This is a genomic window from Nonomuraea sp. NPDC048881 (assembly GCF_040649795.1).
In the GTDB taxonomy this organism is placed as follows: domain Bacteria; phylum Actinomycetota; class Actinomycetes; order Streptosporangiales; family Streptosporangiaceae; genus Nonomuraea.
Genome location: NZ_JBEZGC010000002.1, coordinates 273,490 through 288,241, shown reverse-complemented (window position 1 = coordinate 288,241; position 14,752 = coordinate 273,490). Strand labels below are relative to the sequence as shown.

The 14,752-nt window shown below is 73.3% G+C and carries 16 protein-coding genes; 10 read left to right on the top strand and 6 right to left on the bottom strand.

What is annotated here, in order from left to right:
• Entirely contained in the window at positions 1–1,311 is a 1,311-nt protein-coding gene (locus tag AB0C33_RS06920; protein WP_358284412.1) for an MFS transporter, read from the bottom strand.
• A gap of 213 nt (positions 1,312–1,524) precedes the next feature.
• Between AB0C33_RS06920 and AB0C33_RS06915 the strand changes: the two genes are divergently transcribed.
• The gene (locus AB0C33_RS06915; RefSeq protein ID WP_352322735.1) at positions 1,525–1,815 is read left to right on the top strand and encodes a hypothetical protein; all 291 of its coding nucleotides are present in this window, start codon (positions 1,525–1,527) and stop codon (positions 1,813–1,815) included.
• Positions 1,816–1,909: 94 nt separating this feature from the next.
• Here the strand turns inward: AB0C33_RS06915 and AB0C33_RS06910 are convergent, their stop codons facing one another.
• Positions 1,910–2,377: a GNAT family N-acetyltransferase gene (locus AB0C33_RS06910; RefSeq protein ID WP_358284410.1), complete on the bottom strand. Its 468-nt coding sequence runs from the start codon at positions 2,375–2,377 to the stop codon at positions 1,910–1,912.
• 123 nt (positions 2,378–2,500) lie between these two features.
• On the opposite strand from AB0C33_RS06910, the gene AB0C33_RS06905 reads away from it, so the two are divergent.
• The 3 genes from AB0C33_RS06905 to AB0C33_RS06895 all read left to right on the top strand — a co-directional run bounded on the left by AB0C33_RS06905 (position 2,501) and on the right by AB0C33_RS06895 (position 5,881).
• On the top strand, positions 2,501–4,423 hold the full coding sequence (locus tag AB0C33_RS06905) for a hypothetical protein (RefSeq protein ID WP_358284408.1): 1,923 nt from the start codon (positions 2,501–2,503) through the stop codon (positions 4,421–4,423).
• 85 nt (positions 4,424–4,508) lie between these two features.
• On the top strand, positions 4,509–5,486 hold the full coding sequence (locus AB0C33_RS06900; RefSeq protein WP_358284406.1) for an aldo/keto reductase: 978 nt from the start codon (positions 4,509–4,511) through the stop codon (positions 5,484–5,486).
• Positions 5,487–5,575: 89 nt separating this feature from the next.
• Entirely contained in the window at positions 5,576–5,881 is a 306-nt protein-coding gene (locus AB0C33_RS06895; protein WP_358284404.1) for a hypothetical protein, read from the top strand.
• 133 nt (positions 5,882–6,014) lie between these two features.
• On the opposite strand, the gene AB0C33_RS06890 is transcribed toward AB0C33_RS06895, so the two are convergent.
• Both AB0C33_RS06890 and AB0C33_RS06885 read right to left on the bottom strand, forming a co-directional pair.
• Positions 6,015–6,224: a PLDc N-terminal domain-containing protein gene (locus AB0C33_RS06890; protein WP_358284402.1), complete on the bottom strand. Its 210-nt coding sequence runs from the start codon at positions 6,222–6,224 to the stop codon at positions 6,015–6,017.
• Between the two features lie 216 nt (positions 6,225–6,440).
• Positions 6,441–7,136, bottom strand: coding sequence for a GntR family transcriptional regulator (locus AB0C33_RS06885; RefSeq protein WP_358284400.1), 696 nt, complete (start codon positions 7,134–7,136; stop codon positions 6,441–6,443).
• Positions 7,137–7,254: 118 nt separating this feature from the next.
• On the opposite strand from AB0C33_RS06885, the gene AB0C33_RS06880 reads away from it, so the two are divergent.
• Together AB0C33_RS06880 and AB0C33_RS06875 are read left to right on the top strand one after the other, a co-directional pair.
• On the top strand, positions 7,255–8,106 hold the full coding sequence (locus AB0C33_RS06880; RefSeq protein ID WP_358284398.1) for a hypothetical protein: 852 nt from the start codon (positions 7,255–7,257) through the stop codon (positions 8,104–8,106).
• 203 nt (positions 8,107–8,309) lie between these two features.
• Positions 8,310–9,401, top strand: a complete 1,092-nt coding sequence (locus AB0C33_RS06875) for an ROK family protein (protein WP_358284396.1) — start codon at positions 8,310–8,312, stop codon at positions 9,399–9,401.
• A gap of 31 nt (positions 9,402–9,432) precedes the next feature.
• Here the strand turns inward: AB0C33_RS06875 and AB0C33_RS06870 are convergent, their stop codons facing one another.
• Positions 9,433–10,389: an ankyrin repeat domain-containing protein gene (locus tag AB0C33_RS06870; RefSeq protein WP_358284394.1), complete on the bottom strand. Its 957-nt coding sequence runs from the start codon at positions 10,387–10,389 to the stop codon at positions 9,433–9,435.
• 313 nt (positions 10,390–10,702) lie between these two features.
• On the opposite strand from AB0C33_RS06870, the gene AB0C33_RS06865 reads away from it, so the two are divergent.
• The 4 genes from AB0C33_RS06865 to AB0C33_RS06850 all read left to right on the top strand — a co-directional run bounded on the left by AB0C33_RS06865 (position 10,703) and on the right by AB0C33_RS06850 (position 13,566).
• Positions 10,703–11,386 (top strand): excalibur calcium-binding domain-containing protein, encoded by a 684-nt coding sequence (locus AB0C33_RS06865; protein ID WP_358284392.1) that lies wholly within the window; start codon positions 10,703–10,705, stop codon positions 11,384–11,386.
• Positions 11,387–11,737: 351 nt separating this feature from the next.
• Complete coding sequence (locus AB0C33_RS06860) at positions 11,738–12,118, top strand: metalloregulator ArsR/SmtB family transcription factor (RefSeq protein WP_358284390.1); 381 nt, start codon at positions 11,738–11,740, stop codon at positions 12,116–12,118.
• Positions 12,115–12,807 carry a cation transporter gene (locus AB0C33_RS06855; protein WP_358284389.1) on the top strand — a complete coding sequence of 231 codons (693 nt, stop codon included), beginning with the start codon at positions 12,115–12,117 and terminating at the stop codon, positions 12,805–12,807. Before AB0C33_RS06860 ends, AB0C33_RS06855 begins: the two co-directional genes overlap by 4 nt.
• A gap of 30 nt (positions 12,808–12,837) precedes the next feature.
• On the top strand, positions 12,838–13,566 hold the full coding sequence (locus AB0C33_RS06850; protein WP_358284387.1) for a sulfite exporter TauE/SafE family protein: 729 nt from the start codon (positions 12,838–12,840) through the stop codon (positions 13,564–13,566).
• A 36-nt stretch (positions 13,567–13,602) separates the two neighbouring features.
• Here the strand turns inward: AB0C33_RS06850 and AB0C33_RS06845 are convergent, their stop codons facing one another.
• The gene (locus AB0C33_RS06845; RefSeq protein ID WP_358285944.1) at positions 13,603–14,739 is read right to left on the bottom strand and encodes a DUF6596 domain-containing protein; all 1,137 of its coding nucleotides are present in this window, start codon (positions 14,737–14,739) and stop codon (positions 13,603–13,605) included.
• Positions 14,740–14,752 lie beyond the last annotated feature (13 nt).

Genomic DNA, 14,752 nt, shown 5'->3' with positions numbered 1-14,752 from the left:
TCAGACCCGGGCGTGGGCGAGGCTGGCGACGACCGTGACGCCGACGGTGCGCGTGTAGCACCACCAGGTCAGCGCCAGGCAGCCGGCGTAGAAGACGGCGAAGGCCAGGAACGCCGGCGCCGGGGTGCCGGCCGCGGCGAACGCCATGCCGAAGGCCCGGTTGACGAGGAACCCGCCGAGCGCGCCGACCGCCGAGATGACGCCGATCGCCGCCGCGGCCTGGCGCCGGCCGTGCAGCAGGGCCTCCGCGCCCGCGCCGCGCTCGGCGACCGCCTTGGCGTGGAAGATCGCCGGGATCATCCGGTACGTCGAGCCGTTGCCGATGCCCGCGGTGAGGAACAGCAGCTGGAAGGCCAGGAAGAACAGCCAGAAGCCGCCCGCGACGCCGGCCGCCCAGGCCAGCAGCACCCCGGCGCCCATGGCCGCGAAGTTCCACTGCGTCACCCGCGCGCCGCCCAGCCGGTCGGCCAGCCAGCCGCCCACCGGCCTGATCAGCGAGCCGAGCAGCGGCCCGGCGAAGGCGACCGCCGCGTACGGCGCCTCGGGGAACAGGCTCTTGCTCAGCAGCGGGAACGCCGTCGAATAGCCGATGAACGACCCGAACGTGCCGACGTACAGGACCGACATGATCCACGTCTGCGCCCGTCCGGCCACCGCGAGCTGCTCGCGCGGCTCGGCCCTGGCGCCGGCCAGGTTGTCCATGAAGAACCACGCGCAGGCCGCGGCCACCACGATGAACGGGATCCAGAACCAGCCGGCGGCGGCCGTCCCGAGCGAGCCGATCACCAGCGGCACGACGAGCTGCACCGAGCTGACCCCGACGTTGCCGCCCGCCGCGTTCAGCCCGAGCGCCAGCCCCTGCCTGCCGCGCGGGTAGAAGTAGGTGATGTTGGCCATGCTGGAGGCGAAGTTCCCGCCGCCCACCCCGGCCAGCGCCGCGATCACCAGGAACAGCCAGTACGGCGTGCCGGGATCGTTCACCGCCACCCCGAGCAGCACGGCCGGGACCAGCAGCAGCGCCGCGCTGGCCACGGTGAAGTCGCGCCCGCCGAACCGGCCCGGCCCGAACGTGTAGGGCACCCGCAGCACGGCCCCGACCAGGTTCGGCAGCGCGACGAGCCAGAAGAGCTGGTCGGTGGAGAAGTCGTAGGCCCCCATCCGGGTGGCGACGACGCTCCACAGGGTCCAGACGGTGAACCCGAGATGCTCGGCCACGATGGAGAAGACCAGGTTGCGCCGGGCGACGTGCCTGCCGGTCCGCTGCCAGAAGGCCGGGTCGTCGGGGTGCCACTCGGTGATCCAGCGCGCCATCGATCTCTCCTCCGCTCGGCGTCGGGAGCACCACGGTAGGAGGGCCGCGTTACGCGTTCCGGCAGCCGGCGGGGGTACGGCGGTTACGGGTGATTCACCGCGGTAACAAGGCGCGCACAAGCGTCACCGGCGAAACACGCCGGTAATGAACGGAGTTCTGGCTGGTTACATGGTCTTCCCCGGGGTAACAGCACTCATGGCAAGGGGGGAATAATGATCAAAAAGCTGCACCAGATGGGCATCAAGTCAGGCCACATGTACGCCGCGGGGCTGGCGTCCATCGGCCTGTCCTTCGCTTCTTGGATGATCTCCAAGAACCAGGAGGGCGCGGGCCTCGACCGGGCCGACCGGTGGGGGATCTTCATCGGCGAGTGGGCGCCCACGTTCTTCGCGATGGGCGTCGCGCTGCGGATCGAGGAGACGCACAAGGACCTCGAAGAGCGCGGCACCGAGATGTTCGACAGCACGCAGGGCCAGCGGTCCCGCTCGCACGTCGGCGTTTGAGCCGGCGTTTGACCAGGAGGCCGCGCAGGTCACGCCGGGGGGCCGGCCTGCGCGGCACACCTGTTCGCCGGCGGCCTCAGCTTCACCGACGGCCTCAGCGGGACAGCCGCTCCAGCGGCTCGTCGGTCAGCCGGTACTTCAGCCACTCGTCCTGCCGCTCGGCGCCGAGCTTGTCGTAGAAGGCGATGGACGGCTCGTTCCAGTCGAGCACCGACCACTCCAGGCGCTGGTAGCCGCGTTCGGCGCAGATCTTCGCCAGTTCCGCCATCAGCGCGCGGCCGTGGCCGCCGCCCCGGTGCTCGGGGCGCACGTACAGGTCCTCCATGTAGATGCCGTGCACGCCGCGCCAGGTGGAGTAGGTCAGGAACCAGATCGTGAAGCCGACGGGCTCGCCGTCCTGCTCGGCGATGTGCGCGAACACGGCGGGCCGCTCGCCGAAGAGCGAGGTCCGCAGCATCTCCTCGGTCACGCGCACCTCGTGCGCGGCGTTCTCGTACGTGGCCAGCTCAAGGATCATGCGCACGATGGCGGGGACGTCTGCTGGGGTGGCGGGGCGAATCATGCGCACAGGGTAGCCAGCGCATTTGGTTGAACCGTCCACCGCCCCCGTACGTCGTTACGGCAGAACGGTATTCGGGGGACCGTCTGGAAGCTCAGCCCGGATGACCGAATGGGGACGGAAACCGTGGGCGTTTTAGAGGAGCTGGGGGTTCGCCTGCCCCCGTATCCGGACATCAGGCTCGCGCTCGTGCTCGGTGAGCGCGCTTTGTACGTGAACGGGGATCTGCAGACCGCCAGACGCTGGTTCGACTCGGCCTACCGGCAGGCCGAGGCGGGCGGCGACGTGCCCGCCCTGGCCAGGGCGGCGCTCGGCCTGGGCGGGGTGTGGGTGCAGGAGCACCGCACGTGCGCGGAGTCGGAGATGGTGCGCGCGCGTCAGCGGCACGCGTTGTCGCTGATCGATCCGCACTCGTCGCTGGCACTGCGACTGCGGATCAGGATGACCGGGGAGGAGGACTACAGTGCGGGCAGCCACGAGGAGATCCTCCGGCTCGTCGCGCGGGCCAGGAGCGCGGGCGATCCGGCGGCGCTGGCCGAGGCGCTGAGCCTGGCCCACCACTGCCTGCTCGGGCCGGAGCACGGGCCGGCCCGCTTGGAGCTGGCCAGGGAGCTGATCGGCCAGGCGGCGGTCACCCGGCGCAGGGGCGACCTGCTGATGGGCCTGCTGTGGCGGACGGTCGACCTCTACCTGGCGGCCGACCCGCACGCCGGACGCTGCCTGGAGGAGCTGCGGGGCCTGCTGGCCGAGCACGACCACCTGGCCGTCGGGTTCGTGACCGACGTGATCAGGGTGATGCTGGCCATCCGGGCGGGCCGGTTCGAGCAGGCGGAGAAGATGGCCGGCGACTGCTTCGAGCGCGGCGTCCAGGCCGGCGACATGGACGCCACCGGCTGGTACGGCGGCCAGATCGCCGCCATCCGCTGGTACCAGGGCCGCACGGCCGAGCTGCTGCCGGTGCTGGCCGACCTGGTCAGCTCACCCACGCTCAGCCCGGTCGACAACTCCTACCTGGCGGGCCTCGCGCTGGCCGCGGCCACCTCGGGCGACCGCAGGGCGGCGGCCGGTCACCTGGCCCGGCTGCGCGGCCGGGACCTGGCCGACCTGCCGAGGTCGAGCACGTGGCTGTTCTCGATGTACTGCGTCGTCGAGACCGCCCACCTGCTCCAGGACGCCGGCGCCGCCGCCGAGGCGTACGCGCTGCTGCTGCCGTTCGCGGCTCTGCCGGTGGTGGCCAGCCTGGGCGTGCTCTGCCTCGGCTCGGTGCAGCACAGCCTGGGCATGGCCGCGCTCACGACCGGCGACGTGGACCGCGCCGCCGGGCACCTGGCAGAGGCCGTCCGGGCCAGTCTCGCGCTCGGCCACTGGCCCGCCGCGACGCTGTCGCGCTGGCGGCTCGGCCAGACGCTCGCGCTGCGCGACGGGCCGCACGACAAAGCGGCGCGGGCCGCCCAGAACGCCGCCGCGCAGGAGGCCAGGGAGCTCGGCATGGTGCTGCCCGCCGTGGTCGGCAGGGCGGGCGCGGCGCACGGGGCGTTCCGGCTGCGCAGGCACGGACGGCGCTGGCAGGTCGAGCACGGCGGGCGGCTGGTGATCGTCGAGCACAGCGTCGGCATGCAGCACCTGGCGACCCTGATCGCCAACCCGGGGCGCGAGATCCTGGCCGCCGACATGGCCGCGGGCGCGCCGGCGCAGGACAGCGAGCCGGCCTCGGCGCAGCCGGTGCTGGACGACCTGGCCAGGGAGACCTACCGGCAGCGGCTGACCCAGTTGCAGGCCGACATCGACGAGCTGGAGGCGATGAACGACCTCGAACGGGCCGCCGCGCTGCGCCTGGAACGCGAATGGCTGGTGGCCGAGCTGTCGGCGGCGACCGGGATCGGCGGGCGGGCGCGGCCGTTCACCGGCACGGAGGAACGCGCGCGGATCGCGGTGGGCAAGGCGATCCGGCGGGCGATCTCCCGCGTCTCGTCGGCCGACCAGGCACTGGGGGACGAGCTGCGGGCCACCGTGCACACGGGCGTGCGGTGCAGCTACCGGCCCCGATGACGGCCGTACGGGCGTGCCCCCGCGGCGCGCCCGTACCTTTCGTCCGGGACACTGGTCGCAGGAACCAGACGAACGGACAAACAGCATGGAACACCGCATACTCGGACGTACGGGACGCCGGGTCGGCGTCGTGGGCCTCGGCGCCTGGCAGCTCGGCGCCGACTGGGGCGAGGTGAGCGAGGACGAGGCGTTCGCCACCCTGGAGGCGGCCGTGGCGGCGGGCGTCACGTTCGTCGACACCGCCGACGTCTACGGCGACGGCCGCAGCGAGCAGATCGTCGGCCGCTTCGCCAAGGCGCATCCCGGGCTCACCGTGGCCACCAAGATGGGCCGCCGGACGGCGCAGGTGCCGGCCAACTACGTGATGGACAACTTCCGCGCCTGGAACGAGCGCTCCCGGCGCAACCTCGGCGTGGACACCCTCGACCTGGTCCAGCTCCACTGCCCGCCCACCCCGGTGTACTCCTCCGACGCGGTCTTCGACGCCCTGGACACGCTGGTCGCCGAGCAGAAGATCGCGGCGTACGGCGTCAGCGTCGAGACCTGCGAGGAGGCGCTGACCGCCATCGCCCGGCCCGGCGTGGCGACCGTGCAGATCATCCTCAACGCGTTCCGGCTCAAGCCGCTGGAGCGGGTGCTGCCCGCCGCCCGCGCGGCCGGGGTGGGCGTCATCGCCCGCGTCCCGCTGGCCAGCGGCCTGCTGTCGGGCCGCTACGACGAGCACACCGTGTTCGCCCCCGACGACCATCGCGCCTACAACCGGCACGGCGAGTCGTTCGACGTCGGCGAGACCTTCTCCGGCGTGGAGTTCGCCACCGGCCTGGAGGCGGTGCGGCGGCTGGCCGGGCTGGCGCCCGAGGGGGCGTCCATGGCCCAGTTCGCGCTGCGCTGGATCCTCGACCAGCCCGGCGTCTCGGTCGTCATCCCCGGCGCGCGCAACCCCGGCCAGGCACGGTCCAACGCGGCCGCGGCCGATCTGGAGCCGCTTCCGGAGGAGACGCTGGAGGCCGTGCGGGCCGTCTACGACGAGCTGATCCGGCCGCAGGTGCACGACCGGTGGTGAACCGTTGACGGTACGGCTTCCCGGGCTCTAATGTTTAGGAAACTTTCCTAAGCAATTCTCGCCGCGCGCACACCTTCGAGGAGCCCCGCATGAACGCGAGAAGACGGACCGCCGGCTGCGCCGCCCTCGTCACGGGCCTGGTCCTGCTGGGCGCCCCGGCCGCCTCCGCCGCGCCCACCGGTTGCACGTACCAGCTCAACCAGGCCGAACGCTGGGCCACCAGCTACTGCCCGAGCGGCACCGGCGAGCACCGCATCCACGTGATCCAGCGCCACTTCCTGCCCGAGGTCGGCCTGATCCCGATCGAGGGCCCGTGGGTGCCGGCCGGGCAGACCTCCTACACCGGGATCACACCGCACACCACGGTGAGCGTCTGGGTGGACACCCGCGGATGAACACCAACGGCTACGGCGGCTTCTGTCCGCACGCGACCATGAACCCCAACGGCTACGGCGGCTTCACCGCCCGCTGACGCGCGGCTTCACCGCCTGCTGACACGGGGCTTCGGCGCCCGCCGACACGGCGGCCTCACCGCCTGCGGCCTCTCCCCCTTCGCCTGCCGTACGCCAGGTAGGCGATGGGCCCGAACGGCTGCACGAAGATGCCCAGCCACCAGATGCCCTTCCAGCCGTGGATCTCCCGCTGCGGCCGGCGCCACAGATCCACGGCGGCGGCCCCGGTGAGCACCAACTCCGCCGAACCGAGCCCGAGCAGCACCGCCCGCCGCCGACCCGACATGTCACTCCATCGCACGGCCGAACACCCCGATCGACCTCTCTGACGCATGGTCGAGCACTCCGATCGACCTCTCCATCGCATGGCCGAACACTCGGATCGACCTCTCTGTCGCATGGGGGCCGAGTGCTCCGAGCGATCTCTTTGAGGACAATCCCGTCCTTCCGTCGTCTACCCCACCCGTCGCCTCCCGGCAAGCCCCTTCGCCCCGGCCGGCCCTCACCGCCGGATCGCGATCTCGTAGGAGTAGCGGTCGCCACGGTAGATCGACTTGGCCGCCTCGACCGCCCTTCCCCGCTGGTCGTAGGCCACCCGTTCGACCAGCAACGCCGGCGCCAGGGGCGCCGCCTCCAGCAGCTCCGCCTCCTCCGGCTCCAGCACCGTGGCCCTGATCGACTGCTCGGCCCGCTCCAGCCTGATCCGGTACGCCCCCGCCAGCACCTCGTACAGCGACCCGCCGAGCGGCCGATCGAGCAGTCCGGGCACGAACGCGGCCGGCACGTGGGCACGCTCCAGGCACATCGGAGAACCGTTGGCCGTACGGACCCGGCACAGCCGCACGACCGCGTCCGCCGGGCTGATGCCGAGCGCCTGCCCCACCCGCGCCCCGGCGGGCACCTCGGCCGCCTCCAGCAGCCGCGACCCCGGCTCCAGCCCCCGCCCCCGCATGTCCTCGCTGAACGACGTCAGCTCGATCGTCTTGGCGATGCTCCGGTGCGCGACGAACGTCCCCGCCCCCTGGACGCGGTAGACCCTCTGGTCCGTCTCCAGTCGGTCGACCGCCCGCCGCACGGTCAGCCTGCTGACCCCGAACTCCTCGGCGAGATCGCGCTCGGCGGGCAGCCGTTCGCCCGGCTTCAGCTCGGTCTCGATGAGCGTGAGCAGATGGTCTGTGAGCCGGCCGATCTTCGTCACGGGTGGTCGTCCTCGGTCAGGGGGGTGCTCTTGACGCTCCGATCGTAATTGGGCTATACCAATCGGGCAAGTGAGGTAGGCCACTCTGCCTCTATGCCGGAAGATTGGGCTGTACCAAATGGATGTGGTGACCGCGATCGAAGGCGGCCTGGTCGTGAGCTGCCAGGCCCCCGAGGGCCACCCCCTCCGCGACCCGCACACCATCGCGCTCCTCGCCCGCTGCGCCGAACTCGGCGGCGCGGCCGGACTGCGCGTGAACGGCCCCGAGGACGTCCGCGCGGTCAAGGCCGTCACCGGCCTGCCCCTGATCGGCCTGGCCAAGGTCCCCCGCCCCCACGCCCGCCCCCTGATCACCCCCACCTTCGCCCTGTGCGAATCCCTGGTGCGAGCCGGCGCCGACATGGTCGCCCTGGAGGTGACGGCGGAGGCCGAACCGGAAGCGGGCGACCTGCCGTTCCTGGTCGAACGGGTATGGAAGGAGCTGGGCTTGCCCGTGATGGCCGACGTCTCGACAGCGGAGGAAGGACTGCTGGCCTGGAACCGAGGCGCAGCCCTGATCTCCACCACCCTCGCCGGCTACACCCCCTACACCGCCCCCACCCCCGCCCTGCTCGCCGATCCCACCCTCCACGGCGCCCAGACCCTCGCGGGCGACCCCGCCGTAACCCGGAGTTCCACCACCACTGATCCCGCCGCACCCCTGAGGGCCGCCGCCGCTAACTCCACCTCCCGCCCCGGGGCCCGGGCCGCTCCACGGCCGGGGCTCCTCCATGAGCCTGACCTCGACCTGGTCGGAGAACTCGCCGCCCTCGGGGTCCGTACGGTCGCCGAGGGCCGGCTCCGCACCGACGCCCACGTGGCGGAGGCGTTCGCCCGCGGCGCCTGGTCGGTCGTGATCGGCGCCGCCATCACCGACCCCCTCGCCCTCACCCGCCACCTCACCGCGGCCACCCCCGGGGCAAGCCGGTGACCCCCACCCCACCCCGCGCCCACCCTCACCACACCGACGACCCCATTCCCACCTCAGCACGTCCCCCAGCCGCCGCCCGCGCCACCTCCCCGAACAGCACCGCGCAAGTCACCGCAGCCGAACACCCCCACCCGAACAGCACCGCGAGACCCCTCCCAGACAGCACCCCGGCGGTACACACCCACCTGAACAGCACCCCCACCGTGCGACGCCGCACGAACGGCATCCCCGCCGTGCTCGGCATCGACATCGGCGGCACCAAGACCGCCGCCGCCCTGATCCCGGCCTCGGCCACCGGGGGCGAGGCGGAGATCCACCTCCCCGCCCGCGTCCCCACACCCGCCGAAGGTGGCGCCGCAGCGGTGCTGGCCGCCGCGCTGGAGCTGGCCGAAGACCGCCTCACCCAGGCACGCGCCGCCGGAATGGACGTCATCGCCTGCGGAGTCGGCAGCGCCGGGACGATCGACGGCAACGGCGTGGTCACGCACGCCACCGACGCCCTGCCCGGCTGGCGGGGGACCGACCTGGCCACCGCCTTCACCCAACGCCTCGGCCTGCCCGTCACCGTGCTCAACGACGTCCACGCCTGGGCGCTCGGCGAGGCCCGGCACGGCGCGGCCCGGGGCAGCCGCCTGGCCCTGGTCCTCACGATCGGCACCGGCGTCGGCGGCGCCCTCGTACGGGACGGCGAGCTCCTGCGTGGCCGCAACGGCATGGCGGGCTCCCTCGGCCACACCCTGGCCGTCCTGCCCCCGGACGCCGACGCCGACCGCCCGTGCCCCTGCGGCGCGCCGGGCCACCTGGAGGCGTACGCGTCAGGCCCGGCGATCCTGTCGGCCTACCACGCCCGCGGCGGCACCGCCCCCGACCTCAAATCCCTCTCCCCGGCCCGCCACAACACCGGGTCCCCCGACCTCGGATTCCTCCCCCCAGCCCTGCACAACACCGAGCCCCCCGCCCTACGACACCCGGCCGAAACCCCCGACCCGCGGAACCCCCTAGGGGCCACCGGACATCAGGCTGGGCCGGAAACCGCCGACCCCTTGGCCCGCGAGGTGATCCGCGAGGCCGCCGTCATCCTCGGCCGTTCGATCGCCTCCGCCGCCGCCCTCCTGGACCCGGACGTGATCGTCCTGGGCGGCGGCGTCACCGGCCTCGGCGAGCCCCTGACCGTCCCCCTGTTCGAGACGATCCGCCGGTACGCGCCCCGCGCCCTGGACTCCGTTCCCGTCCGGCTCTCGACCCTGGGCGCACACGGAGCCGTGCTGGGCGCGGCCTCGGCCGCCATGCCCTGACTCCGGAGCAGCACCTACCGGCCGACCGGCGTCAGCCGCGAGGCGGGAGGTGCAGCCAGATGTCGGGCGGCCCCAGGACGGGCCGGGCGTCGGTGAGCCGCAGCCCCGTGTACGCGCAGCAGTACGCCACACCCTCCCCCTGGTAGAGGAAGGCGTTCAGCACCTCGTCCGCCGAGCTGTCCGGCGACACCCAGCCGCCGCCCGGATACGCGTCCCACTCCTCGACGACACCGTCCCGCGAGCTGTAGCCCTGGTTGCCGCCCTTCGGATCGGCGTACATCGCGTAGCAGACCGTCCCGGCCGAGAGGCGGTTGATCACGTCGGCGCTGGTCACCTCGGAACCCCGGCGCCGGCTGATCACGCATCCGCCCGGCACGTCGGTGGCTCCCACCAGGCCGTTCCGCTCGAACGGGTACGGCTCGTCGAGCACCCCGTCGATCCCGGCTCCCTCGGCCACCGTCGCCCCGAGTCGCCGCGCGGCCTCCGCCGCGGTGACGCCCGCGACGCACACCAGCCCCAGCCCGTCGTACTCGAAGTCGCCCAGGGCCTCGATCAGCCGCTCGGCCTCCACGACGGCGGCGTTCTCCGCCTCCGAGAGCGTGGGCTTGTCGCGCGGGAAGGGGAAGAACAGGCCCGGGTTGGGACCGGCCAGGCTGAGCCGCCCGGGCGACCAGCCGCCCGTCATCGGCCGCCACGGATCGGCCCCGGCGGCGACCAGGGCGAGCGCGTTGTCCCTCTGGTGGGCGAACACGGCCCGCCAGAGGGCGCTGTGCCCTTCGTACGCGGCATCGACGTCGCCGACCCGGCGGGCCAGCTCGGCGACCACCTCGGGCGAGCCGTACTCGGCCGCGAGGTGGAGGGGCGGCCCCTCGTGCCACAGGTCGGCATGCGGATCGGCGCCGGAGTCGAGGCGGGCGCGGATCTCGCTCAGATCGGACCAGTCATCCCAGCCCAAGCCCACCCATCCGGCTTCCTTGGTGACAACCACGACACTCCCCCAGAGGCAGGCAGCTTATCGAACACCAGTACGAGCATATCGTGGCTCCGGCGCCCGACCGTCCCTGACGACCCACCCGGCCCCGCACGCGCAACCGTCCGCACGAGGCAGGCCGAGGAGGGCCGCACAAGCCTCTGACCTTGGACGTCGGCCACCCCGCGGGGGCCGGCGACCAGTCAAACCCTAAGCGCAGCGTCGCCGCACCTCGACCAGGAGTGACACAACCGTGCCCTTCCGGCGGTACACCCCTGTCTCCGTCGGCGCGTCTCCTCACGTCCGGACCATCCGTCCCTGGAGTCACGCCATGCCTACGAACGCGAGCACGGCCAGGATCGTCACCGCCACGGCCGCCCTGCTGCCCCTCACCCTCGCCCTGAGCGCGCCGGCCGACGCGGCCGCCGTCCCCAGGGGCACGGTCGCGGCCCGGGTCGTCAAGATCGTGGACGGCGACACCGTCGACGTCGTGCGCGGCACCACGAAGATCCGCGTGCAGCTGCTCGGCGTGGACACCCCCGAGCGCGGGCGGTGCTGGTCCAGGGCGGCCACCGCCCGTACGGCGGCGCTCCTGCCACCCGGGACGACGGCCCACCTGCTCACCGCCAGGACGCCGGGCGTCCCGCCCGCGCACGTGTGGAACGCCAAGGGCGTGCACGTCAACCGCAACCTGATCCGCTACGGCTACGGCAAGGCCGTCCCGTTCAAGCCGGACGACGGGTACAAGAGCCTCTTCCGCACGGAGCAGGCGAAGGCCAAGGCGGAGAAGTTGCGGATCTGGTCCGGCAGGTGCGACACGTCCACCTCCACACCGACGCCGTCCCCGACTCCGACCCCGTCCCCCACATCGCCCCCGCCCGCCGGCACGGACCCGCGCTTCCGCACCTGCGCCGAGGCGAACGCCGCCGGCTACGGCCCGTACCGCCGCGGCATCGACCCCGAGTACGCCTGGTACCAGGACCGCGACGGCGACGGCGTCGTCTGCGAACGCTGACCCGCGCGAGCCCGCCGAACGTCCCGCCCGAACGTCCCGGCCGACCGGCCGGGACACAGGCCGGTCGGGAGGGGCGCCGGGTCAGCGAGCGGAACGCGCCAGGATCGCCGCCTCGACGCCGGTCGTCCCGAGCACTCGAAGTGTCACGACGGTCTCGCGCTCATCGGCGGCGGGGCGGCCCCGCGACCCTGGCGCACTCACGGAGGCGAGCCTCCCAGGTCCCACCCGTCCCGAAAGACCCGGCAGAGGTCCGACGAACACTTCCGAACAGACACCGGAAGGCGAGAGACCGACCTCCAGGCGGACACCACCACCCTCGCATAGATGCCAAATCCGGGCTAACATCGCCACATGGCGATTGATTTTGAAGGTGGCCGTTGTGTCAGTGCGGACATCGCCGCCGGCATCTCCCCCGCGGCCGCGCTGTTCCACTCCCTGGCCGACGAGACCCGGCTGCGCATCGTCCAGCGCCTGGCCCGCGGCGAGGCCCGCGTGGTCGACCTGACCACCCAGCTCGGCCTGGCCCAGTCCACGGTGTCCAAGCATCTGGCCTGTCTGCGCGACTGCGGCCTGATCGACTACCGCGCCGAGGGCCGCCAGTCGTTCTACTCCCTGACCCGGCCCGAGCTGATGGACCTGCTCGCCTCCGCCGAACAGCTGCTGGCCGCCGCCGGACACGCCGTGACGCTGCGTCCCGGCCCCGTCGAGGTCACGCAGGAGCCGGTGTCGTGACCGCCGCGCACCTCACCACCCCGGCGCGCCGGACGGCCCTGCGGCGCCGCATCCGCCTGCTGGTCGCGGCCACCATCACCTACAACGTGATCGAGGCGGTGGTGGCCATCACCGCCGGCACTCTGGCCTCCTCCGCCGCGCTGGTCGGATTCGGGCTGGACTCGGTGGTGGAGGTCGCCTCGGCCGCCGCGGTGGCCTGGCAGTTCTCCGCGGCCGACCATGAAAGGCGGGAGAGGACGGCACTGCGCGTCATCGCGATCTCCTTCTTCGCGCTGGCCGCCTACGTCACCTTCGACGCCGTCCGTACGCTGCTGGGGGTGGGTGAGGCCGAGCATTCGACGCCCGGCCTGATCCTGGCCGCGTTGTCGCTGGTGATCATGCCGTTCCTGTCCCACGCGCAGCGCCGCGCCGGACGTGAGCTCGGCTCCGCCTCCGCGGTGGCCGACTCCAAGCAGACCCTGCTGTGCACCTACCTGTCCGGCGTGCTGCTGGTGGGACTGGCGCTCAACAGCCTGTTCGGCTGGTCCTGGGCCGACCCGGTCGCCGCGCTGGTGATCGCGGCGGTCGCGGTCAAGGAAGGCCGCGAAGCCTGGCGCGGCGACGCCTGCTGCGCCGTCCCGGCCGGCCTTGAGGAGCAGGCGGACGGACGTGCCCCCGACTGCTCCTGCTGCTCCGCGTCCGGAGAATGACAGGCCGCGCCCCCGGGGGAGGTGAGAAGCGTGAACACCGTCCTGGTCGTGGTCGTCATGGTGGCGGCGACGTTCGCCACCACGACGCTGTCGGCGGTGGCCGGGTTCGGCGGCGGGGTGCTGCTGCTGCCGGTGTTCGTCGCGGTCCTGGGCACCCGGGACGCCGTCGCGGTGCTGACCGTCGCGCAGCTCGCCGGCAACGGCAGCCGGGTGTGGTTCAACCGGGACGAGGTCGACCGGCGTCTGGTGGGCGTCTTCGCGGCCGGGGCGGTTCCCGCCGCCGCGGCCGGCGCGCTGGTGTTCGCCGCCGCCCCGCTGGCCGCGCTGACCCGGGTTATCGGGGTGTTCCTGCTGGTCATGGTGGTCTGGCGACGCAGGCGGCCGCATGGCGTCCGGCTGGACGACACGGCGTTCGCGGCCGTCGGAGCCGTGTCCGGGTTCGGCTCGGCGCTGGTCGGCTCCATGGGGCCGATGGTCGCGCCGTTCTTCCTGGCCCGTGGCCTGCTGCGGGGCGCCTACATCGGCACCGAGGCCGCGGCGGCGGTGGTGATGCACCTGACCAAGCTGGTCGTCTTCGGCGCGGCCGCCGTGCTCACCGCGTCCGGCGTCGCCACCGGGCTGGCGCTGGCGCCGGCGAGCGCGGTCGGGGCCTGGGCGGGCAAGAAGATCGTCGACCGGCTGCCCGCCGGCGCGTTCGTGGTGGTGGTCGAGGTGGGGCTGGTCGCGTCGGGGCTGGTGCTCGTCGTCACCGGAGGCTGAGGGTCCGGCCGCCTGGACGACGTCAGCCCCGGACCCTCACGCCCCGCCCAGCCGGGCCGCCTGGCGGGTGAGGTGGTCGCGTTCGGGGAGGGTGGGGGCCGATCGGGCGGCCTCGGCGTAGAGCCGGGCCGCGGTGGCCGGGTCGCCGGCGCGTTCGTGCAGGTAGGCCGCGACGGCGGCGTGGCGGGGCAGGTCCGGGTCGAGCTCGGCCAGGGCGGCCAGACCGGCCCGCGGGCCGTCGGCCTCGCCGACGGCGACGGCCCGGTTGAGTCGGGCCACCGGGCTGCCGGTGAGGCGCACGAGCTCGTCGTACCACTCGACGATCTGCGGCCAGTCGGTCTCCCCGGCCGTCGGGGCGTCGGCGTGCAGCGCGGCGATGGCGGCCTGGGCCTGGAACTCGCCCAGCCGGTCGCGGGCGAGGGCCGCCTGGAGCACGTCGACGCCCTCGGCGATCAGGCGGGTGTCCCACAGGCCGCGGTCCTGCTCGGCGAGGGGCACGAGGCTCCCGTCGGGAGCGGTGCGTGCCGGTCGCCGGGCGTGGTGCAGCAGCATGAGCGCGAGCAGGCCCGCGACCTCCTCGTGCCTGATCTTCGCCGCGAGCAGCCGGGTGAGCCGGATCGCCTCGGCGGCGAGGTCGACGTCGCCGGAGTAGCCCTCGTTGAAGACCAGGTAGAGCACGCGCAGCACGGTGGCGACGTCGCCGGGCTGGTTGAACCGCACGCCGGAGACGGTGCGCTTGGCCCGGCTGATCCGCTGGGCCATGGTCGCCTCCGGCACCAGGTACGCCTGCGCGATCTGGCGCGTGGTCAGCCCGCCGACCGCGCGCAGCGTGAGCGCGACGGCCGAGGCCGGCGTCAGGGACGGATGCGCGCACAGGAAGTACAGCTGGAGCGTGTCGTCCACCGCCTCCGCGTAGCCCGGCGGGGGCTCGCTGTCGACGCGGGTCTCGCGGTGCCGCCGCGAGGCGTCGGCGCGGGCGGCGTCGAGGAACTTGCGCCAGGCCACCGTGACCAGCCAGCCCTTGGGGTCGCGGGGCGGGTCGTCCGGCCATACGCGCACGGCCTCGGTCAGGGCGTCCTGGACGGCGTCCTCGGCCGCCGCGAAGTCCGCGCCCCGCCGGACGACGACGCCGATCACGGCGGGCACCAGCTCCCGCAGCAGCGACTCGTTCACCCGGCCACCAGGT